Source organism: Pantoea sp. ABR1s (assembly GCF_057812235.1).
This window is the reverse complement of the sequence record NZ_CM173823.1, coordinates 2,128,746-2,149,236: the sequence shown is the minus strand read 5'-3', so window position 1 is coordinate 2,149,236 and position 20,491 is coordinate 2,128,746. Positions and strand designations below refer to the sequence as shown.

The window sequence follows — 20,491 nt, the reverse complement described above, 5'->3', positions numbered from 1 at the left end:
TCCTGATTAAATGTCTCAGGAGAGCAGAAGCAAAATTGATGCCGGAAAGGGTATTTATCCGGCAAACCGCGGACAAGCACAGAATTCGGGCCCCTGAGCCCGCTCCGAAGGGGGTTAACTGATCCCGCTAATAATTCGCCTGCGCTTCAATGCGGTGCAGCCGCTGCCTGTCGGTGGTGAGGCTCAGGCGGCGTTATGATGGTTGGGGCTGACGTGTGGCAGCGGGATAACCACGGCTTCCGTGACTGCTTCTGTATCAGCCGTCCCGACCTGGGGTATTTCGCCAACGTGTTGTAAAATCTGCTGCTGATAAGTCGCATCTGCCACCGTAGTCTGTTCACTCAGCAGTACGCCCGCCTCATTGACGTTTTTTCCGTCCACTTTTATTTTGCTGGTGGCACTGGCCAGCATCCACTCATATTCAATATCGACGTGGCCGCTATCAATACAGCGGATACCGTGTTGACTTAAATCATATGCCAGCACGGTTGCGGTCGGCCCTAATGAAATCAAGACCAGGTCAAAGTTGACGGCATTCTTTAAAACGGTATCAAACAGACGATCATAGACGGAAAAGGCATTACGGTTCAGCGTCGTAATACGTTTCACTTCGCTGGCTCCCACCAGTAAATCATTGCCTAATCCCAGGCGCGTTCCACTGCCTTCCACAATTAATACCCGGCGGCCCTGATAGAGCTGTTTAAACTTATCAAATATCGTCCGGGATAATTGCTTGCCTTTATAATCGTGATAGGGACGGGTCACCGAGGTATTTCCATACTGGTACTGTTTATTCAGCAGACCCTCATAATATTTAAAATAAAATGATTTATGGAAGAACCAGAACAGGGCCGACCCGCCCCGCATATTACGGGTGGTACGAAAGGCATCCGGCAGACAGATCAGACAGTTCGGGTTGGCTCCTGAATCCTGCTGCAGCAAGGCTTTGAGCCGTGCAGAGAGATTCGGGTCAAATGGCTGAAAACCGATATTTTTATACCAGGTCATTTCCAGTTCACCGTCGCCATAACGGGCCAGAGATAATTGTGGGTTACGTAATAACAGATCGACAGTCTCTTCTATCGACATGACGGAATAACGCTTTACCCGTGCCTGCGCGGCAGGATAGCGAATGGCAGCATTAAGAAACTTAAAAGGGAAACGAAACTTGCGATAAATAGCATGAAGTGCGGTCATAGTTAACCTGCCTGGTTTATTGCTGCCAGAAAAATCCCGCCTGCTGGCCGGATAAACGAATATAAGAGAGCTGATATATATCACAGATAAAATAAGCGTCATGCTACGGAATATCTGAAATCGTTTTCATCGGCAAAATCCCTTTGTTCATTAATCTATTTCCTGAGTGTTATTTTTCAGGAAAATAATAAAAAACGCGTTCAGGCTGGCACAATTAAATCATTTGAACAGCAGCGACACCGCACCAGCGTTGATGAAGCCGCCAATAATAACAGCAGGGCAGTAACATTTCCGATTTCAGCAATAAGAGTTATTTCAGAGCAGAGTTAATAAACCATTATGATTATTTGACTCTGAAAAACTTTCGTCGGGCACACTTTAGCTGGCGTTACAGAAGGGCGGCTTGTCTGTTAATTAATCGCCTTTGAACAAAAGGTGCGGTCGTTAGCAGCCTATGGTTAATTTTTTGTGATGGATATCCCGTAATCAGCCCTTCAGAAAGTAAAAAAAGCGGCCTGACCGCATTAACAGGTGACATTTATAATAAATATTTCTAATGATTAACGCTTATACACGTTTTTACATATTTCGTGCGTAAGTTAAAATCTCGTTGAATTTATGTTTCCAGCTTAACCTTTCAATTGCCGCTAATGACCCGAGGATGGATCATGATCAATAAAATAACCAGTATAATCATGGTGATATTTGCTATCGCCCTGATTTACATGGGAGGACAACTCCTGCTTGCAGGAGGCAGCGCGTTCTATGCGCTGATGGGCGTGGGCGTTCTGCTCAGCGCGATTCTGCTGTTGATGAACAAACGCAGTGCGCTGACGCTTTATGCGCTGCTGATGTGGATCACTCTGTTCTGGACTATCTGGGAAGTGGGCTTCGACAAATGGCAGTGGATCCCGCGCGGCGACCTGTTTGGCGTGCTGGGTCTCTGGCTGGCGCTGCCGTGGGTGGTGCGTCCGCTCTATCAGGGGCAGCGTCGTTTCCATCCTTTCCTCGGGGGTTCCGTCGTCCTGATGGTGCTGCTGGTCATCGGTCTCTGCTTCTACGATCCGCTGCCGCAGCAGGGCGCCATTAATACGCCGCGCAACGCCTCTGCGACCGGCGGTGCCGCTGAAGAGTGGAGCGCCTATGGCGGAACCACAGATGGCCAGCGCTTTTCGGCGCTGAAGCAGATCACTAAAGATAACGTGAAAGATCTTGAAGTGGCCTGGACCTATCACACCGGCGACCTGCGTCAGGGTGATGATGCGACCGAATACACCTTTGAAGCGACACCGCTGAAAGCCAACGGCATGCTCTACTTCTGTACGCCGCACAACGAAGTCCATGCTCTTGACCCGGAAACCGGTGCGGTGAAGTGGAAAACGACGCCGGATAAAAACCGCTCTTATCTGCAGCAGCACCAGACCTGTCGTGGCGTGAGTTACTTCGATGCCGGTCAGCAGGCGCAGCAGCAGACGGGCGCATCGCCGGCCATCTGCCGCAAGCGTATCTTCAATGCCACCACCGATGCCCGCCTGCTGGCGCTGGATGCCGATACCGGTAAAGCCTGTGCTGACTTTGGTGACAACGGTGTGGTGAATCTGCGCGCCAACATGGGCGAGGTGCGTCCGCACGCGCTGATGCAGACTGCCGCGCCACTGGTGGCAGGCAACCTGGTGATTGTCGGCGGTTCGGTGATGGATAACGGCTTCAACAGCAGTAACCCATCAGGTGTGATCCGTGCCTATGATGCCGTCAGCGGTCGTCTGGTGTGGAACTTCGATCCGGCTAACCCGGATAACACCGCACCGGTCGCTGAAGGGGCAACCTATCCGCAGGATACCCCGGTCGCCTGGGCCACCCTCAGCGCCGATCTGAAAAACGGCCTGGTCTATGTGCCGTTTGGTAACGCCTCGCCGGATGAAGTGGGACTTGAACGCGATCCCGCCAGCAACACTGAAAAATTCCGTGATGCGCTGGTGGCACTGGATCTGAAAACCGGTGCGTTCAAATGGCGTTATCAGAGTTCGAACCACGACCTCTGGGATCGCGATAATCCGTCACAGCCGTCGCTGGTGGACATCAACTATCAGGGCAAGCCGCAACCGGCGGTGATCCTGCCGACCAAAACCGGCAACCTGTTTGTGCTGAACCGCCTGACCGGCGAACCGGTTTATCCGGTAGAGCAGGTTAAGGTCTCCATGGATGGTATTAAAGGCGAGCAGTATGCGGCGACCCAGCCGGTCTCCAGCCTGAACTTCATTCCGCAGCCGCTGACTGAGAAGTCAATGTGGGGCATTACGCCGTTTGACCAGATGGCCTGCCGCACCACGTTCCGTGAGCTGCGCTATGACGGTAATCCGTGGACGCCACCAACGGAGAAAGGCTCGCTGATTTTCCCGGGCAACATCGGCGTGTTTAACTGGGGTTCAGTAGCGGTTGATCCACAGCGTCAGATGCTGATTGCGGCACCGGTACGCCTGGCTTACAAATACAACCTCATCAGACGCACGCCGGAAACCGAAACCCAGCGTACCTTCACCAAAGATGGTACGCCGTACTGGAATGAAAACTTCCACGGTGACTACGCTATCCACATCCAGCAGATGGCGTCGGGTCTGGGTATTCCCTGCATCGCGCCACCGTGGGGACGGATGGTCGGTGTGGATCTGACCACCGGCAAAACCGAATGGCTGCGCCGCGTCGGCACCACCAAAAACCTCAAGACCAGCTTCCTGCCTGGCCGCTTCCCGCTCGGTTTCCCGATGGGCATGGTGGCGCACGGCGGACCGCTGCTGACGGCGGGTGATCTGGTGTTCCATGGCGCAACGGCAGATAACTTCTTCCGTGCTTACGACAGCACCACCGGCGAACTGCTGTGGCAGACTGAACTGAGTGCCGGAGCGCAGGCCACGCCATCCACCTTTATGGGCAAAGATGGCAAGCAGTATGTGGTGATTGCCGCGGGCGGCCACGGCTCGCTCGGTACCACGGCGGGCGACAGCGTTGTCGCTTTCCGTCTGAAGTGATTTTTTAAAAAACCGACCCGCTGAGCGCCGCCCTGGCGCTCAGCTTTTTTTTATGCTTCTGCCTGTCAGAACTCACACCCGGCTTCGCGCGACAACCTGTTGTATTTCATCTCAATTCTTTCATCTCCGCATTCACATCATCTGATAACGCATCGAAACCATTTCGTGACAGCGCTCCCGCTTTAACGATTTCTCCTGCCTGACAGACTTGCGCATTAAGCCGCGAGGCGTAGATTAATATATGACTTCACAATTAATCGTGAATACGAAAAGTACTTCACAATACGCACTCTGAAGGATTGATGCTCATGTCGGAACTGAAATTTGCTACCCGTCTTAACTCTTTCGCCTCGGGGGCGCACCTCTACTGGCCCGATCAGCAGGGCAAGCCCTCTGTGCTGCAGATGGTTGCCCGTGCAGGCAAGGTCAAAGGCTTAACGCATCTCGACCTCAACTTTCCGCAACATCTCACCAGCGATATTCCCACACTGCGCCAGGCGATCAGTGATGCGGGTCTGGCCGTTAACGGTATGCAGATGCGCTGGGACGCGCCGCAGTTCAAAATCGGCGCGTTTACCCATCCCGACGCGAAAGTGCGTCGCGAAGCGATTGAGCTGACCAAGCGCGGCATTGACGCGGGTCGGGAATTTGGTTCACGGCTGATGACGCTGTGGATGGGGCAGGACGGTTTCGATTACTGCTTCCAGGCGGACTATAAGAAGATCTGGGAGGATGCGGTCAGCGCCGTGCGTGAAGTGGCGGAGTATGCACCGGACGTTGACGTCAGCATCGAATATAAACCCAATGAGCCACGTGCCTACAGCATCTTTCCCAACGCCACCACCTGTCTGCTGGCCGTGGAAGAGGCGGGCTGCGCCAACCTGGGGATCACACTGGATTTTGCTCATGTACTGTTTGCCAATGAGATCCCGGCTTACGCCGCCGCTATGGTGGCGCGCCGCTCACGGCTGCTGGGGCTGGACCTTAACGACGGCTGGGGCAAGCGTGATGACGGCCTGATGGTCGGCTCAGTCAACCCTCGCGCCACGCTGGAGTTTCTCTGGCAGATGCAGCGTGATGGCTACCGCGGTGCCTACTACTTCGATACCTTCCCGGATGCCAGCGGTCTTGACCCGATCCGTGAGGCAGAAAGCAATATTGCGACCGTGACCCGTCTGCTGAGGCTGTGTGACCAGCTGCACGACAACGCGGCGTTACTGGCGGCCATCGGGCGCCAGGATGCGGTGGCCTCTCAGCAGATCGTCAATGACATCATGCTGGCGCGCTGACAGCCGATTAATCATAAAAACATCACACTTCTACCCAACACCCTGAGAATAAAATATGAAAAAACGCCTGCTTGCTCTTATCGCCTCCTCACTGCTCTGCAGCACGGTTTATGCGGCGGAACTGGCACCGCTGCAATCCGATACTGAACCGGATCGCACCGACTGGACCCAGCTCGACACCAAATATGGCGCACTGCCAAAAGTCGATAAGTCGCTGAAGATTGGCGGGGTATCGAAAACCCTGACCAATGAGTACTGGCGCTCACTCGGCCAGGGCTACCAGAACGCGGCGAAAAAGTATGGTTTCACTGTCGCTTATCAGGCGGCGGCCAATGAAGACGATCAGCTTGGTCAGCTCTCCATTGCGGAAACCCTGATCTCGCAGGGCTTTAACGGCCTGCTGGTTTCGCCGCAGACCGATATCAACCTGGAGCCTGCACTGGAGAGTGCCAACAGTAAAAATATCCCGGTGGTGAACGTTAATGATGCGGTGATGCCGAATGCGCGCTACTACGTCGGCAACGTCCAGAAGGACAATGGCGTGCGGGTGGCGAAATGGTTTATTCAGCACCATCCGCAGGGCGGCAACGTGGCGGTGATTGAAGGGCAGCCAGGGGTTTATGCCGCCGGACAGCGCACCCGTGGCTTTAAAGAGACGCTGGACAGCGCCGGTAAGTTCACCATCGTGGCCAGCGTGCCCGCTAACTGGAGTCGCGAGCAGGCCTTTAACGCCGCATCGACCATTCTGCAGCAGCATCCTGATTTAATCGGCTTCTACGCCAACAACGACACCATGGCGCTGGGCGTGGTGGAGGCGGTACGCGCGCAGAACAAAGCATCACAGGTGGCCATCTTTGGCACTGACGGTATTTCCGATGCCTACGCCTCGATTAAGCGCGGCGAGCTGACCGGCACGGTCGACAGTTTCCCGGTGCTGACCGGTGAAGTGGCGATGGACGTCATTATCCGGCTGATCAACGGACAGAAACTGTCGCGCGTTGTCTCGACACCCCAGGCGCTGATCACCAAAGAGAATGTTGAGGCGTTCTCAACCAAAGACAACAACCGGTTGCGTCAGCTGCTGGCTCAACAATAAGTCAGCGGGAGCGGGTATGGAACAGTTTCGCTTAATGATGCGTGGCATCAGCAAAAGTTACGGTAACGCCGCCGCGCTGCAGGATGTCGATTTCTCAGTGCGGCCCGGCGAGGTGCACGCGCTGATTGGGGAAAATGGCGCGGGTAAGTCGACGCTGCTGAATATCCTCTCCGGCGTTCGCGGCGCGGACAGTGGAGAGATCAGCGTCAATGGAAACCGGGTGCAGATCCGCAGTCCGCTCAGCGCCCGTCAGGCCGGGATCGCGATGATCCACCAGGAGTTACAGCATGTGCCTGAGCTTTCCGTGGCGCAGAACATGTTTCTGGGTCGCCCGCTGACCCGCGCCGGGGGCTGGTGGGTGGATAAAAAGGCCCAGCTGGCGCGGGCCACCCTGATTCTGAAGACGCTGGATCCCACTATCGATCCCGATACGCCGATCAGGAACCTCAAGGTATCGCAGCAGCAGATCGTTGAGATTGCCCGGGCGCTGCTGGATGACGCCAAAATCATTGCCATGGATGAACCGACCTCCAGCCTGACGCCACGCGAATTTGACCGGCTGGCAGAGCTGATTGGCGATCTGAAGTCGACCGGCGTCTCGCTGATCTATGTCTCGCACAAGATGAATGAGATTTTCCGGGTGTGCGACCGCGCCACCATTATGCGTGACGGAAAGCAGGTTGGGGTGGTCAACATCAGTGATGAGGATGAGGAGAGCATCGTCGCCAAAATGGTCGGACGGAAGATCGACAAGCTTGACCATCAGGCCTTTGTCACCGATCGCGAAGTGCTGCGGGTAGAAGATCTGACGCGTGGCAATGAGGTGGTGGCGGCAAACTTCAGCGTTCGTGCGGGCGAAGTGCTGGGGATTGCCGGGCTGGTCGGCGCGGGGCGCACCGAACTGCTGAAGCTGATTGCCGGTATCGACAGGCGCACCCGTGGCACGGTGAGCGTCAACGGTGCCGCGGTGAAGAACCACAACGTGCGTGCGGCGATCAAGGCGGGCATTGGCCTGGTACCAGAAGACCGCAAAAAAGAGGGCATTATCAAAGAGCGGGCGGTGAAGATGAATATGGCGCTGCCGTCGATGCACCGTTTCACGTCGGCGGGGCTGATGAACCAGGCCAGGCTGGACCGCGAGGCGCTGAAGGTCATGGGCGACCTGAAACTGCGCCCGCTCGACATTGAGAAAACCATCGGCACGCTGAGTGGCGGCAATCAGCAAAAAGTGATCATCGGCCGCTGGGTTGCGGCGGATGCCAATGTGTTTCTGTTTGATGAGCCGACGCGCGGTATCGATATTGGTGCCAAGTCTGAAATCTATCACCTGATTGAAAAACTGGCCCAGGCGGGCAAAGCCATTGTGGTGGTGTCGTCAGAAATGACCGAGATCATGCGCATCTCCGATCGGGTGTTGGTGATGCGCGAGGGCCGGATAACCAAAGAGTTAACCGGCAGCGCGATCACCGAAGAGAACATTGCCCGTTATGCCATCAAAGATATCGACCAGACCGCCTGACCGCTTACCTGACACTATTTAAGGTTATAACTATGACAACTCAGACATCTACCGGGCCGGGTACCCGACCTGCGCTGCGGCTTAAATTTAATCTGCGTGATGCCGGTACCTTAATTGGCTTACTGATTATCGTGGTGACATTTTCGTTTCTGTCGCCGGTCTTTTTCACGCTGCCTAATCTGCTGAATATTCTGCAGCAGTCCTCAATCAACGCCCTGATTGCACTGGGCATGACGCTGGTGATTATCTCCGGCGGGATTGACCTCTCGGTCGGCCCCACGGCGGCGCTCTCTGCGGTGCTGGGTGCAACCCTGATGGCATCGGGCGTGCCGGTGCCGCTGGCGATCCTCGCGACGCTGGGTGTGGGCGCGATGTGCGGGCTGTTCAGCGGCACACTGATCGCCTATGCCGGGCTGCAGCCGTTTATTGTGACGCTGGGCGGCCTGTCGCTGTTCCGGGCGATAGCGCTGATCTACACCGGCGGCAATCCCATCTTCGGTATTCCGCTGGAATTTCGCAGCCTGATCAACAGTACGCTTTTCGGTATCCCGACGCCGATTGTGATTGTGGCAGTGATTGCGCTGCTGCTGTGGACGGTGATGAATAAGACCCCGCTGGGGGAATATATTCTGGCGATTGGCGGCAATGAAGAGGCGGCGCGGGTCGCAGGTGTGCCGGTTAAGCGCACCAAGGTCACGGTCTATATCTTCTCCGGCCTGCTTGCCTCACTGGCCTCGCTGATTCTGATTGGTCGTCTGGGGGCTGCCGAACCGACCATCGGCAACCTGTGGGAACTGGATGCGATTGCGGCGGCGGCCATTGGCGGTGCGTCGTTAATGGGCGGCAAGGGCAGTATCTTCGGAACGCTGATCGGCGTGGTTATCCTCGGTGCGTTACGTAATGGCTTGACCTTACTGAACATTCAGGCCTTTTACCAATTGCTCGCTACCGGCCTTATTATTATCATAGCGATGTTGATTGACCGGGCGACCCGAGGCAAGTAATGAAGCAAGATCCGCGAGCCATTGGCGCTCAGATTCGTATGCGTTTGCCCCAGCTGACGCCGTTAGAACGTCGGGTAGCTGAGGCGATAATTGCCCGAACCGACATTACCGAGCAATCCTCATTAAAGGAGATTGCGCGGGAGAATAATGTCTCTGAAGCGATGATCGTTAAGATTACCAAAAAACTTAACTTCACCGGCTTCAGGCATTTCAGAAGTGGCCTGATCTATTACAACCAGTCTGAAGTGGCAGGGCTGCATGCGGAAATTGAGCCGGATGATTCGTCGGAGCAGTTGCTGGCCAAAGTTTTCAGAACCTCTATCCAGGCGATTGAAGAGACTTTATCGATTCTGGATGTTTCTGAATTCAATCGTGCGGCGGACATTATCTTTAAAGCGCGTCATATCGATCTCTACGCCGTGGGCGGTTCTGCCGCCGTGGCGCGGGACCTGTCACACAAGATGCTGAAGATTGGCATTAAGTCGACTGCCTATGACGACGCCCACATCATGCTGATGTCAGCCGCCGTGTTATCTGATGACGATGTGGTTATCGCCATCAGCCATTCGGGTGCTACGCGCGCGGTGAACGATCCGGTCAGACTGGCGGGGAGGAATGGCGCGAAAGTTATCGCCATTACCAACTATGCCGAATCCCCGATCGCGAAGAGTGCGCATGTGGTCCTCAATTCAACCTCTCAGGGATCGCATCTGCTGGGTGAAAACGCCGCGTCACGCATCGCCCAGCTCAATATTCTGGATGCGCTGTTTGTCGCTATCGCCAAGAAAGATCTGAAGCGGGCGGAGAAGAACCTGATGAAAACCCAGCATGCGGTTCAGGATCTGCGGGAATTCTAGCTATGAGCAAAATTGCAGTCACCGGCAGTCTTCACTACGACATTATGCTGGATGCACACCATCGCCCGGAAAAAGGCGAAACGGTGATGGGCAGCGCCTGTCACTATAAGTTTGGTGGCAAGGGGGGTAATCAGGCCGTCGCAGCGGCACGCGCGGGTGCCGCAGTGCGCTTCGCCGGTTCAGTGGGGCGCGATCAGCAGGGGCAATTCCTGCTGGATCATCTGCAGCAGGCCGGGGTCGATTGCACCGCCATCAGCATCATTGATGCGCTTCCCTCCGGGATGAGCGTGGCGATTACCGATGCCGAAGGAGATTACGGTGCGGTGGTGGTCTCCAATGCCAATCAGCAGATCCCGCTGGAGACCTTTGAGCAACCCGGCTTCTGGCAGGAGGTGTCGCTGCTGGTGCTGCAAAATGAAGTCCCGGAAGCGGTGAACCTCTGTGCGGCCCAGGCGGCACAGCAGCGTGGGATTACGGTCTGCGTCAACGCCGCGCCCGCCCGGCCGTTGTCAGCCGCGTTTGAAAACTGTATTGATCTGCTGGTGGTGAACGCCATTGAAGCGCGCGATATGTGCGGGATTAGCGTGCAGGATCTGACGTCGGCGCGCTCAGCGGCGGAATCGCTGGCCAGCCGGTTTGCCAGAGTGGTGGTTACCGCTGGTGAACATGGTGTGGCTTACAGCGAGGCGGGAGAGACGCATACACTGGCGGCGCAGAAGGTGACACTGGTAAGCACCCACGGTGCCGGGGATTGTTTTGTCGGCGTGTTGTGTCAGCGCCTGAGTAGCGGGGTAACGCTGGCAGAAGCGGTGAGTGCGGCAAATCGTGCAGCTGCCGAACACGTTTCCCGGCAGCCGCACTGATTAATGGCGTGCCACGTCAGTGACGCGGCACGCTAACGTCATCAGGCGCCGACGTTCACCACGGTTTTACCAAAGTTTTTGCCATTCAGCATATCGATAAACGCCTGTGGCGCGTTCTCTAATCCTTCAATCATGTGCTCGCGATAGTGGATTTTTTTGTTCTCCACCAGCGGACGCATCGCCTCCAGGAACTCAGGGTAACGGTCACCATAATCCTGGAAGATGATAAAGCCCTGCATACGGATACGGCGTTTCAGAATGCCCGCCATGATCAGAGAGGTTCTGTCCGGGCCTTGCGGCAGCTCACGCTGGCTGTAAGCCGAGACCAGACCACAGACCGGCACGCGCGCAGCGGTGTTCAGCAGCGGGAATACGGCATCAAACACTTTGCCGCCGACGTTTTCGAAGTAGATATCGATACCATCCGGGCAGGCATTTTTCAGCTGCTCTTCAAAGTCGGCGCTGTGGTGATCGAGGCAGGCATCAAAGCCAAGCGTATCGACGGCGTAACGGCATTTCTCTTCACCGCCCGCCACACCAACGACACGGCAGCCTTTCTGTTTACCCAGCTGGCCGACCGTTGCGCCCACCGGACCGGTTGCGGCGGCAACGACCAGGGTTTCACCCGCTTTCGGCTGACCAATATCCATCAGACCCATATAGGCGGTAAAGCCTGGCATACCGAGAATACCCAGCGCCCATGAGGGATGAGGCAGATCGTTGCCCAGCTTCGCAATCTCTTTGCCATCGGAGACGGCATATTCCTGCCAGCCGCTCTGCGCCAGCACCCAGTCACCGGTCTTAAAATCACTGTTTTTCGATTCGGCGACCTGACAGACGGTGCCGCCCACCATCGGCTGATCCAGCTCTGCCGGCGCGGCGTAGGATTTACCCTCGTCCATCCGCCCACGCATGTAGGGGTCAAGCGAGAGATAGATGGTTTTCAGCAGTACTTCACCCTCTTTGATTTCCGGGACGGGCTGCGCCACATGGCGGAAATTCTCTTTGGTCGGCTCACCGTGTGGGCGTGAAGCCAGTAACCAGGCATGGTTCTGGGTTGCTTGTTCAGTCATATTGTCATCCTTTTATAGCCGGGCAATGCTCAGGGCATCACCATATGAATACCGGGAAAGTGTAGATGACAGCGGCGGGAATGCGTTTAGCGCTGTGAGCGGTAAGCTGATTTACCGATAACAGGGCATAGGGTGCTAACCACGGGGACACAGCGGATGCAGGACCCTTCGCGTCATGGGTTCAGGCTGATGGCTGTTCACATCCGCTTGCAAAAAACGGGCAGGCGAGTCAACAGCAGTGCGGCATGACACGCATCCGGCGTCACGGGAAGCTCTGAAGATTGTGATAAATATCAGTGAACTCTACAGGGAGAGAACCATGATTATCCAGCATCTGCGTATTGCCCGACCGGTGACAGACCTGACGCAAAGCAGTCAGAACTATTGTGACGGGCTGGGGTTGCAAGAAATCGGTGAGTTTACTGATCATCAGGGGTTCAGTGGCGTGATGCTGGGCGCTGAAGGGCTGGCCTGGCATCTCGAATTCACGCTCTGTCACACGCATCCCGTCCGGCCATCGCCAACAGATGAGGACCTGCTGGTGCTCTACATTCCGCAACGGCCTGACTGGCTGGCCCGATGTGCCTGTATGGATGAGGCAGGATTTATGCGGTTGAATTCATTTAATCCCTATTGGGACCAACGGGGCGTGACATTTATCGACAGGGATGGTTATCGTGTTGTTATCCAGCATGCAGCCTGGCAATCCGCAATCTGACCTGTACCGGAGTTCACCCTGAACATTCTTTGCTTTCACACCGCGGCCAGTAATATCGCGATATTTGATGATGCCGCCAGCGCACTGGCGCGTGACAATCCGCCGCTGAATCATCTGGTGATGCCTGCGCTGCTGGCAGAAGCGGAACGCAGCGGCGGGATGACGACTGCGTTACGCCGCCGTATTGCCCAAATGATTGAAACGCTGCTGCCGCAGTTTGATGCGGTACTGATCACCTGCTCGACGCTGGGCCCAGTTGCCGGTGATTTCAGCGCGCAGGATCGGGTTATGCGCACCGACGGAATGTTAGCAGAGGCGCTGCAGCGTCAGGCAGGGCGCACAGTCGCGCTCTGTGCGGCAGAATCAACGCTGGCGGCGACGCGGGCACTTTTCAGCCAGCCCGGCAGCCAGGTGGAGGTCGTGCTGGTGGAGGGAGCATGGGCGGCGTTTAAAGCGGGGGAGACAACACGCTATTTTGCACTGATTGCAGCAGCAGCAGAGCAGGCTTATCAGCAGGGAGCCGTTGCGGTGGCCCTGGCGCAAAGCTCAATGACGCCAGTAGCACAGCAGTTTCCTGACACACAGCCACCATTGACCGGTCCGCATCTTGCGCTGCAGGCCTGCTACGAACTCAGATGACCGTCACACCCTGCTGGCTCAGTGCCTGTCGCAGCGCCTCATCCGGCTGCGTTTCCACGACCAGCGTGCTGGCCAGCGACAGGTCGCCAATGGCAAATGCCGAGGCGGAGTTCAGCTTTTCCGCTGACGCCAGCACCACGGTTTCCGCTGCACGTCCTGCCAGCGCACGCTTGACCGTCGCCTCTTCGAAATTACCGGTGGTCAGGCCCGCCGCAGGATGCACGCCGGTGACACCCATAAAAAAGATATCGGCATTGATGCGGTTGATCGACTCCAGCATCGCTGCGCCCACCGTCACCACTGAATGTTTATAGAGCTGCCCGCCAATCAGTATGATCTCCACGAGTGGATGATCGGCTAACGCCAGCGCCACGCTGGGACTGTGCGTAACCGCGGTAAAGCTCAGCGTGGCGGGTAACAGTCGCACCAGTTCCGCGCTGGTGGTCCCGCCATCAATCAGTACGATCTGTCCCGGCTGGATCAGTGAAACGGCTTTTTGCGCAATAACCTGTTTGGAAGCAGTCTGCACGCTTTTGCGCGTTTCAAAGGTGGCCAGCGCAGCGGAAACCGGCAGCGCGCCGCCATGTACCCGCTGCAACAATCCTTCAGCCGCCAGTTCACGCAGGTCGCGGCGGATAGAGTCTTCGGAGAGGCCAAAGCGCTGGCTGAGATCGCGCGACTGCACCTGTTTTTCCTGGGCGAGCAGGGCGAGAATCGTCTGTTTTCGCTGGCTGGATAGCATGACTGGCCTTTGCATGTTTTTTCTTGAAGTTGCACGATTGTGCATGATAGCGTGATGGCTGTCTACTATCCTGGAGAGCATCATGCAGCAGAACCATCCCCGCGTGCGCATCATCAATGAGCAGTTGCTGTCAGACAACTGGTATACCCTGAAAAAATATACGTTCTCGCTGCTGCGCCGTGACGGTCGCTGGCAGGAGCAGAGCCGTGAAGCCTATGACCGCGGTAATGGCGCAGTGATCCTGCTCTACAACCGTGACAAACGTACGGTGGTACTGACCCGTCAGTTTCGCTTTCCGATTTTCCTTAACGGGCATGATGGCTTTCTGATTGAAGCGGCCGCCGGTCTGCTGGATAACGCCTCGCCGGAAGCGCGTATTGTTGCCGAAGCCGAAGAGGAAACCGGTTTTCGTGTCAGCCATGTGCAGAAGGTGTTTGAAGCCTTTATGAGCCCCGGTTCGGTTACTGAAAAACTCTACTTTTTTATTGCCGAGTATGGCGATCAGCAGCGTAGCGGTGAAGGCGGCGGAATAGCGGAAGAGGGTGAGGATATTGAGGTGCTTGAGCTCGGTTTTGACCAGGCGTTAAAGGCGATTGACCAGGGTGAGATTGTGGATGCCAAGACCATCATGCTGCTGCAGCATCTGCGGCTGAAAGGCATTTTATAAGAGAACGGGCAGACCGCCGTTAATGCGGTCTGCCCGTTAAAGCTTACTGATCCTGCGTCAGGATGCCTTTTACATCGTGCGGTTCAGAACGCAGATACTGTGGCGGAACCTGGACTTTACCATCCAGCGCAGCGGCTGCGTGCCACGGCCAGCGCGGATCGTAAAGAATACCGCGCGCCAGCGCCACCAGGTCAGCTTCACCCTGTTGCAGCAGATCTTCTGCCTGCTGCGGCTCAGTAATTAAGCCGACCGCAATCACCGGAATCGACACCTGCTCACGAATATCGCGGGCGAACGGCACCTGATAGTTGGGTCCGACGCTGATTTTCTGGTCTTCTGACAAACCACCACTTGAGACATGAATATAAGCACTGTTCAGCGCTTCCAGCTCACGCGAGAAGGCGATTGACTGATTGATCTCCCAGCCGCCTTCAACCCAGTCAGTGGCAGAAATGCGCACGCCTACCGGCACGGAAGCGGGTACGGCATCGCGAACGGCTTTGAAGACTTCCAGTGGGAAGCGCATACGGTTTTCCAGCGAGCCGCCATATTCATCACTGCGCTGATTCGACAGCGGCGACAGGAACTGATGCAGCAGGTAGCCGTGTGCGGCATGCACTTCGATGAGCTGAATTCCCAGACGCACCGCACGCAGGGCGCTGTCGACAAAGGCCTGTTTTACCCTCGCCAGATCGTCAGTGTGCATGGCAACCGGTTTCACTTCATCCGCGCTGTAGCTCAGTGCGGACGGAGCCACGGTTTGCCAGCCGCCGGCTTCAGGCGCAATTTGCTTACCGCCTTCCCAGGGTACGGCACACGACGCTTTGCGTCCCGCATGGCCCAGCTGAATACCAACCGGAATAGAGGAGTAGCGGCGGACATCTTCCAGAACCGTTTTCAGCGCAGCTTCATTATCATCATTCCACAAACCGAGATCGCCTGGGGAGATGCGACCAATATCCTCTACGGCGGTGGCTTCAATGATCATCAGACCTGCGCCGGAAAAGGCCAGCTGGCCAAGATGGATACGGTGCCAGGCGGTCGCATTGCCCGCCTCAGCGGAGTACTGGCACATCGGCGCAATCACAATGCGGTTATCCAGCGTAAGTTCGCCCAGCGAGACAGTGGAAAAAAGTTGGCTCATGTTATCTCCATGGTTTTTATGACTGACGTGACAGGCAATAACTATAGCGGGGGATTTGCCAGGCGGGTGTTTCTTCAACGTGACATTTTATGACGGCGTGCCGGATTCAGGTTACAGATCAACGCAGCCGGATGTCTCAGGCAGGCATTGATACGTTAACGGTTAAGCCAGGCGCGCCTTGCTGCTCACGCCCGGCGAACCGGTATTCTGCGTACCGGGTAAGGACAATCACCAGGGTCTGATATTCAGCTACAGGGTGACTCTCAGACCTGTGCCATTCCGCCATCAACAAACAATTCTGCCGCATTGATAAAGCTGGCGGCATCCGAGGCGAGAAACGCAACGGTGCGGGCAACCTCCTGCGGTTCACCCAGGCGGCCAAGCGGTATCTGTGCTGCCAGCGCATCAAACAGGCCCTGACGCTGATCTTCACTGACCAGATCACCCAGCCCAGGCGTACGGACAGGGCCGGGGCTCACGACATTGACCCGGATTCCGCGATCTTTCAGATCCAGCGCCCACGAACGGGCAAAATTGCGCACTGCCGCTTTACTGGCGCTGTAGACGCTAAAAGCCGCAGTACCCTGCGCTCCGGCAGTCGATCCGGTCAGAATTACCGATGCGCCATCAACCAGCAGAGGCAGGGCTTTCTGGACGGTAAACAGCACGCCGCGTACGTTAGTGCCAAAGATACGGTCAAAATGCTCTTCAGTAATCGCCCCCAGCGGCAGCATGTCGCCGCCCCCGGCGTTGGCAAAGAGAATATCGAGGCGTCCCGCCTGCGCTGCAATTCGCGAGTAAACCTCATCGAGATCGTGCTGTTGTGAGGCGTCTGCGCGGATGCCGCTGACGGTTCCGCCGATTTCAGCGACGGCGGCATCCAGCTCCGCCTGACGACGGCCGGTTATAAAAACCTGTGCGCCCTGTGCCGCCAGCTCCCGGGCGGTAGCCAGGCCAATTCCGCTCGTTCCGCCTGTAACCAGTGCAATTTTTCCTGCGAGTGATGCGTTCATAAGTTCTTCTCCGGATAGTCTCTTAGAGAGTTTGGGTTATTCCCGTTCAGCGGGGCTGCCGGACTGATTGCTACTGTAAGAGAGGAGGATTGGCGGATAAATCCGCTAAAATGAAAATGACTATCCACACGGGTGGATAATAGGGAGATAGAATGGATCAGCTGCTGGCGATAAAAGCCTTTTCACGGGTAGTGGAAAGCGGCAGTTTTACCCGGGCGGCGGACTCGCTGAATATGCCGAAGGCGACGCTGAGTAAGCTGGTTCAGGAGCTGGAGGCGCATCTTTCCGTCAGGCTACTGCAGCGCACCACCCGACGCGTGACCATCACCGCAGAAGGGCGTGAATACTATGAGAAAGCGCTGCGCATCCTGCACGATCTCGAAGATATTGATGCCTGTTTCAATTCACTGCGCAGTAAGCCGCGTGGGCAGTTACGCATCGATGTCGGCGGATCTACCGCCAGGGACGTTCTGATTCCGCTGCTGCCCGATTTCTTTGCCCGCTATCCTGATATTACGCTGGATCTGGGCGTATCCGATCGCCCGGTCAATCTTATTAGCGACAACGTTGATTGTGTGATCCGCGGCGGTCCGCTGGTCGATTCCTCACTGATTGCCCGCCTGATAGGGCACGCTACGCTCATTACCTGCGCGACACCCGCCTACCTTAAAGCGTTCGGTGTGCCCGCCTATCCTGATGAACTGCGCAACGGACACCGGCTGGTGAGTTATCTCTCGCCGCAAACCGGCAAGCCATTTCCGCTTCGGTTCGAACGTCAGGGAGAGAAAATTGAGATCACCAGTGCGCATCGCATAGGCGTCAATGAAAGCAACGCGCATCTGGCCGCGGGACTGGCAGGGCTTGGGATCATTCAGACATTTAATTATTCGCTGTCGTCGATTCTGCGGCAGGGAGAAATGGTTGAGATCCTGCACGACTGGCGTCCGGCGGGTTATCCGTTTCATCTGGTTTATCCGCAAAACCGGCACGTAACGCAACGGCTACGGGTATTTATCGACTGGCTGGTGGAGTGCTTTCCGGCGCGGGTAGCGGGAGAGGGGAAATCCGGCACCTGAGAGCCGGATCGGGATCAGTTGCCGCGATAGGTAGAGTAACCAAACGGGCTCAGCAGCAACGGGATATGGTAGTGCTCACCGCTGGCTTCCATGTTGAACTCAACCGGGATCTCCGGGAAGAAGGTTTTCTGGTTGTTCTTTTTATAGAAGTCACCGGTTTTAAACACCACGCGGTAGCTACCCGCACTGGCTGTTTTGTCCTGCGGGAACAGGGCGCTGATGCGACCATTGTTATCGGTGACGCCTGATGCCAGTTTCACCCAGTTATCCTGCTGCTTCTGATCCAGTTCAACTTCGATGCCTGCCGTTGGCTGGCCAGTTTGCAGGTTAAGAACGTGCACGCTCAGTGGGTTTTTAGTGGTAGCAGGCTGAGCAGCGATAGCGGATGCGCCAGAGGTCATCAGTAATGTTGCGATCAAGGCATATGAAGTTTTCATCAATGTTTCCTTTATTGATTGTCTGAAGTCGGGTGACAGTGCAGAGAGAGTAATGCGCCTGAGGGCAAAGAGATATTTAGCCGCAGGAAATGTGAAATTTCTGAGAAAGAAGGAAAATGTCTTTAGTTACATCATACAAAATTTCTGCTTAATCATAGTCCAGCACCTGTGCAGTCATAGCTAATCAGGGAACAGAGGCACCAGATGAAATCCTCTCTGAATTCAGCAATAAAACAAAGCCTGGCCCCTGGCGGGCAACGTAGCGATAGCAATCCTCTGATCTATCCACAGAATCGTCTCGTCAGTTATCAACTACCTGACATGTATCGACTCGTGGGCGGGCTGCTTTCCGTCGCGAATGACGTGAGAATGTGAATCCGGCACGTCTGGTCAGCGAGCCGGATACGTACAAAGGTCTGACCGAGACAGGGTGTATAACCGAACGGACTCAGCAGCGGCAGCGGCAGCGGCAGCGGGATAGGGTAGCGAGCACCGTTGGCGTCCATGCTGAACTTAACCAGAAAAAAACTCTATGATTTTAACTTTTTTCAGGTGCTCAGGCGCAGTGCTTAATTGCTGAAAATCGATACAGATAGCGGCAAAGTAGTCTGTTAATGACGAAAATAGTCAGAGAGGGTAAAAGCTTGAGATAAATAGTGTGCTATTTAGTAGTTTACAATCCAGGTTCGCCGTGTCATTGTCCTGCCAACCAGATAGCACACTACTTAATAGCAAGTTAATTGGAACCCTGTGATGAAAATGAAACTGATCGCCAGTGCATTATTGTTAGCCAGCCAGATGAGTACCGCGTTTGCTGCACCCACTGAAAACAGTCCGCAACCGACCGCAGGCGTGGCCGCTTTCCTGAAGGCGCTCAACAGCGGGAGTGGTAAACCGATTGAGCAACTCTCCGTCAAAGATGCCCGAGCGGTGTTGACGGGGGCGCAGAAGGGCGCAGAACTGCCGCCGGCACAGATTTCACAGAAGATCATTACCGTACAGGGCAAGCCTCTGACGCTGACCATCGTTAAGCCCGAGCACGCCAGCAGCACCTTGCCGGTGTTTATGTTCTTCCACGGCGGTGGCTGGGTGCTGGGTGATTTTCCGACCCATGAGCGACTGGTACGTGACATGGTGAATGCATCCGGCGCTGCTGCGGTATTTGTCAATTATCAACCATCGCCAGAAGCCCATTTCCCGGTGGCAATTACTCAGGCTTATGAAGCCACTAAATGGGTCGCCGAACATGGCGCTGAAATTGGCGTTGACGGAAAACGTCTGGCGCTGGTTGGTAATAGCGTTGGCGGTAACATGGTGGCGGCGGTTGCCTTGCAGGCGAAGCAGTTTAAAACGCCGGCCATCCGTTATGATGTGATGCTGTGGCCGGTTACCGATGCGCGTTTCGACACCGCGTCGTATGATCAATTTGCTGACGGACATTTCCTGACGAAGAACATGATGAAGTGGTTCTGGGATAACTATACCGTTTCGGAAAAAGATCGTAATAACATCCTGGCATCACCGTTGCGTGCCACCACTGAACAGCTGAAAGGGCTGCCGCCAACGCTGATTCAGACTGCAGAGCTGGATGTGTTACGTGATGAAGGTGAAGCGTTCGGTCGTAAGCTGGATGCTGCAGGCGTGCCGGTTACCGTAACGCGCTACAATGGCATGATTCATGATTACGGTTTGCTGAACGCGTTAAGTCAGGAACCCACGGTCAGAACAGCTATTAATCAGGCGGGTGAAGAGTTGCGTTCGCATCTCAAATAACTGACCGGTCACATGAAACCAACCCCGGACCGAATCTTCGTCCGGGGTTCTTACCATACAGTAAGTTTGAAGGAATCAGTTCGAAGACGCAGGGCAGTGCGATTGCCGGAACACCAGGAAAGAACGGAGCAGTATCGAAGCGATAAGTGCGCTGTTAATATCTTATTTAACATAATATACATTATGCGCTCTTTGGTTCGTGCTTCATTTTGATGCCCGGGCATCATTGCCATCCGCCGTCCTTTCAAAGCAAATCACGCTTCGTCATTTTTGGGTGTTCGTTGTTGCCATTAACCTTTTCACGCTGAGCGCGTTATTTTGTTTACCATCACCGTTTCTGCGCTGCACCGATTGGAAT

18 protein-coding genes are annotated in these 20,491 nt (G+C 55.5%); 12 read left to right on the top strand and 6 right to left on the bottom strand.

Annotated features, from left to right (window positions below; translation table 11 throughout):
- Positions 1–183: 183 nt before the first annotated feature.
- Positions 184–1,197 (bottom strand): GT-D fold domain-containing glycosyltransferase, encoded by a 1,014-nt coding sequence (locus ACXKZD_RS10040; RefSeq protein ID WP_488981576.1) that lies wholly within the window; start codon positions 1,195–1,197, stop codon positions 184–186.
- A 668-nt stretch (positions 1,198–1,865) separates the two neighbouring features.
- Between ACXKZD_RS10040 and ACXKZD_RS10035 the strand changes: the two genes are divergently transcribed.
- The 7 genes from ACXKZD_RS10035 to ACXKZD_RS10005 all read left to right on the top strand — a co-directional run bounded on the left by ACXKZD_RS10035 (position 1,866) and on the right by ACXKZD_RS10005 (position 10,851).
- Positions 1,866–4,223 (top strand): membrane-bound PQQ-dependent dehydrogenase, glucose/quinate/shikimate family, encoded by a 2,358-nt coding sequence (locus ACXKZD_RS10035; RefSeq protein WP_488981575.1) that lies wholly within the window; start codon positions 1,866–1,868, stop codon positions 4,221–4,223.
- 308 nt (positions 4,224–4,531) lie between these two features.
- The gene (locus ACXKZD_RS10030) at positions 4,532–5,512 is read left to right on the top strand and encodes a TIM barrel protein (protein ID WP_022625661.1); all 981 of its coding nucleotides are present in this window, start codon (positions 4,532–4,534) and stop codon (positions 5,510–5,512) included.
- Between the two features lie 55 nt (positions 5,513–5,567).
- Positions 5,568–6,608 carry a sugar ABC transporter substrate-binding protein gene (locus tag ACXKZD_RS10025; RefSeq protein ID WP_010244953.1) on the top strand — a complete coding sequence of 347 codons (1,041 nt, stop codon included), beginning with the start codon at positions 5,568–5,570 and terminating at the stop codon, positions 6,606–6,608.
- Positions 6,609–6,624: 16 nt separating this feature from the next.
- Positions 6,625–8,127: a sugar ABC transporter ATP-binding protein gene (locus tag ACXKZD_RS10020; RefSeq protein WP_031592323.1), complete on the top strand. Its 1,503-nt coding sequence runs from the start codon at positions 6,625–6,627 to the stop codon at positions 8,125–8,127.
- 32 nt (positions 8,128–8,159) lie between these two features.
- Positions 8,160–9,131: an ABC transporter permease gene (locus tag ACXKZD_RS10015; RefSeq protein WP_010244946.1), complete on the top strand. Its 972-nt coding sequence runs from the start codon at positions 8,160–8,162 to the stop codon at positions 9,129–9,131.
- Positions 9,131–9,988 (top strand): MurR/RpiR family transcriptional regulator, encoded by an 858-nt coding sequence (locus ACXKZD_RS10010; RefSeq protein ID WP_010244943.1) that lies wholly within the window; start codon positions 9,131–9,133, stop codon positions 9,986–9,988. Before ACXKZD_RS10015 ends, ACXKZD_RS10010 begins: the two co-directional genes overlap by 1 nt.
- A 2-nt stretch (positions 9,989–9,990) precedes the next feature.
- Positions 9,991–10,851 carry a PfkB family carbohydrate kinase gene (locus ACXKZD_RS10005; RefSeq protein WP_488981574.1) on the top strand — a complete coding sequence of 287 codons (861 nt, stop codon included), beginning with the start codon at positions 9,991–9,993 and terminating at the stop codon, positions 10,849–10,851.
- A gap of 41 nt (positions 10,852–10,892) precedes the next feature.
- Here ACXKZD_RS10005 and ACXKZD_RS10000 read toward each other — a convergent pair whose 3' ends face one another.
- Positions 10,893–11,924, bottom strand: coding sequence for an NADP-dependent oxidoreductase (locus tag ACXKZD_RS10000; protein ID WP_010244937.1), 1,032 nt, complete (start codon positions 11,922–11,924; stop codon positions 10,893–10,895).
- 319 nt (positions 11,925–12,243) lie between these two features.
- Here ACXKZD_RS10000 and ACXKZD_RS09995 point away from each other — a divergent pair, with 319 nt between their 5' ends.
- Positions 12,244–12,642 (top strand): VOC family protein, encoded by a 399-nt coding sequence (locus tag ACXKZD_RS09995; RefSeq protein ID WP_010244934.1) that lies wholly within the window; start codon positions 12,244–12,246, stop codon positions 12,640–12,642.
- 120 nt (positions 12,643–12,762) lie between these two features.
- The gene (locus ACXKZD_RS09990; RefSeq protein ID WP_050498534.1) at positions 12,763–13,281 is read left to right on the top strand and encodes a hypothetical protein; all 519 of its coding nucleotides are present in this window, start codon (positions 12,763–12,765) and stop codon (positions 13,279–13,281) included.
- Here the strand turns inward: ACXKZD_RS09990 and ACXKZD_RS09985 are convergent.
- Complete coding sequence (locus ACXKZD_RS09985) at positions 13,274–14,023, bottom strand: DeoR/GlpR family DNA-binding transcription regulator (protein ID WP_122458482.1); 750 nt, start codon at positions 14,021–14,023, stop codon at positions 13,274–13,276. The two genes, ACXKZD_RS09990 and ACXKZD_RS09985, sit on opposite strands and share 8 nt — an antisense overlap.
- 82 nt (positions 14,024–14,105) lie before the next feature.
- Here ACXKZD_RS09985 and ACXKZD_RS09980 point away from each other — a divergent pair, with 82 nt between their 5' ends.
- Positions 14,106–14,690 (top strand): NUDIX domain-containing protein, encoded by a 585-nt coding sequence (locus ACXKZD_RS09980; protein WP_010244931.1) that lies wholly within the window; start codon positions 14,106–14,108, stop codon positions 14,688–14,690.
- A 43-nt stretch (positions 14,691–14,733) separates the two neighbouring features.
- On the opposite strand, the gene ACXKZD_RS09975 is transcribed toward ACXKZD_RS09980, so the two are convergent.
- Both ACXKZD_RS09975 and ACXKZD_RS09970 read right to left on the bottom strand, forming a co-directional pair.
- The gene (locus ACXKZD_RS09975; protein ID WP_010670145.1) at positions 14,734–15,834 is read right to left on the bottom strand and encodes an NADH:flavin oxidoreductase/NADH oxidase; all 1,101 of its coding nucleotides are present in this window, start codon (positions 15,832–15,834) and stop codon (positions 14,734–14,736) included.
- Between the two features lie 263 nt (positions 15,835–16,097).
- On the bottom strand, positions 16,098–16,847 hold the full coding sequence (locus ACXKZD_RS09970) for a glucose 1-dehydrogenase (RefSeq protein ID WP_488981573.1): 750 nt from the start codon (positions 16,845–16,847) through the stop codon (positions 16,098–16,100).
- Positions 16,848–16,999: 152 nt separating this feature from the next.
- Here ACXKZD_RS09970 and ACXKZD_RS09965 point away from each other — a divergent pair, with 152 nt between their 5' ends.
- Positions 17,000–17,923, top strand: a complete 924-nt coding sequence (locus ACXKZD_RS09965; RefSeq protein WP_122458479.1) for a LysR family transcriptional regulator — start codon at positions 17,000–17,002, stop codon at positions 17,921–17,923.
- Positions 17,924–17,937: 14 nt separating this feature from the next.
- Here the strand turns inward: ACXKZD_RS09965 and uraH are convergent, their stop codons facing one another.
- Complete coding sequence (gene uraH / locus ACXKZD_RS09960) at positions 17,938–18,360, bottom strand: hydroxyisourate hydrolase (protein WP_488981572.1); 423 nt, start codon at positions 18,358–18,360, stop codon at positions 17,938–17,940.
- A gap of 753 nt (positions 18,361–19,113) precedes the next feature.
- On the opposite strand from uraH, the gene ACXKZD_RS09955 reads away from it, so the two are divergent.
- The gene (locus ACXKZD_RS09955) at positions 19,114–20,133 is read left to right on the top strand and encodes an alpha/beta hydrolase (RefSeq protein ID WP_010244912.1); all 1,020 of its coding nucleotides are present in this window, start codon (positions 19,114–19,116) and stop codon (positions 20,131–20,133) included.
- Positions 20,134–20,491 lie beyond the last annotated feature (358 nt).

Bases quoted from the DNA above. Each gene is read 5' to 3' on its own strand.
- ACXKZD_RS09965 (WP_122458479.1), top strand. From the start codon at position 17,000: ATGGATCAGCTGCTGGCGATAAAAGCCTTTTCACGGGTAGTGGAAAGC.
- ACXKZD_RS10035 (WP_488981575.1), top strand. From the start codon at position 1,866: ATGATCAATAAAATAACCAGTATAATCATGGTGATATTTGCTATCGCC.
- ACXKZD_RS09970 (WP_488981573.1), bottom strand. From the start codon at position 16,847: ATGAACGCATCACTCGCAGGAAAAATTGCACTGGTTACAGGCGGAACG.
- ACXKZD_RS09980 (WP_010244931.1), top strand. From the start codon at position 14,106: ATGCAGCAGAACCATCCCCGCGTGCGCATCATCAATGAGCAGTTGCTG.
- ACXKZD_RS10015 (WP_010244946.1), top strand. From the start codon at position 8,160: ATGACAACTCAGACATCTACCGGGCCGGGTACCCGACCTGCGCTGCGG.
- ACXKZD_RS10010 (WP_010244943.1), top strand. From the start codon at position 9,131: ATGAAGCAAGATCCGCGAGCCATTGGCGCTCAGATTCGTATGCGTTTG.
- ACXKZD_RS09975 (WP_010670145.1), bottom strand. From the start codon at position 15,834: ATGAGCCAACTTTTTTCCACTGTCTCGCTGGGCGAACTTACGCTGGAT.
- uraH (WP_488981572.1), bottom strand. From the start codon at position 18,360: ATGAAAACTTCATATGCCTTGATCGCAACATTACTGATGACCTCTGGC.
- ACXKZD_RS09995 (WP_010244934.1), top strand. From the start codon at position 12,244: ATGATTATCCAGCATCTGCGTATTGCCCGACCGGTGACAGACCTGACG.
- ACXKZD_RS10030 (WP_022625661.1), top strand. From the start codon at position 4,532: ATGTCGGAACTGAAATTTGCTACCCGTCTTAACTCTTTCGCCTCGGGG.
- ACXKZD_RS09990 (WP_050498534.1), top strand. From the start codon at position 12,763: ATGCCTGCGCTGCTGGCAGAAGCGGAACGCAGCGGCGGGATGACGACT.
- ACXKZD_RS09985 (WP_122458482.1), bottom strand. From the start codon at position 14,023: ATGCTATCCAGCCAGCGAAAACAGACGATTCTCGCCCTGCTCGCCCAG.
- ACXKZD_RS10040 (WP_488981576.1), bottom strand. From the start codon at position 1,197: ATGACCGCACTTCATGCTATTTATCGCAAGTTTCGTTTCCCTTTTAAG.
- ACXKZD_RS10000 (WP_010244937.1), bottom strand. From the start codon at position 11,924: ATGACTGAACAAGCAACCCAGAACCATGCCTGGTTACTGGCTTCACGC.
- ACXKZD_RS10025 (WP_010244953.1), top strand. From the start codon at position 5,568: ATGAAAAAACGCCTGCTTGCTCTTATCGCCTCCTCACTGCTCTGCAGC.
- ACXKZD_RS10020 (WP_031592323.1), top strand. From the start codon at position 6,625: ATGGAACAGTTTCGCTTAATGATGCGTGGCATCAGCAAAAGTTACGGT.
- ACXKZD_RS09955 (WP_010244912.1), top strand. From the start codon at position 19,114: ATGAAAATGAAACTGATCGCCAGTGCATTATTGTTAGCCAGCCAGATG.
- ACXKZD_RS10005 (WP_488981574.1), top strand. From the start codon at position 9,991: ATGAGCAAAATTGCAGTCACCGGCAGTCTTCACTACGACATTATGCTG.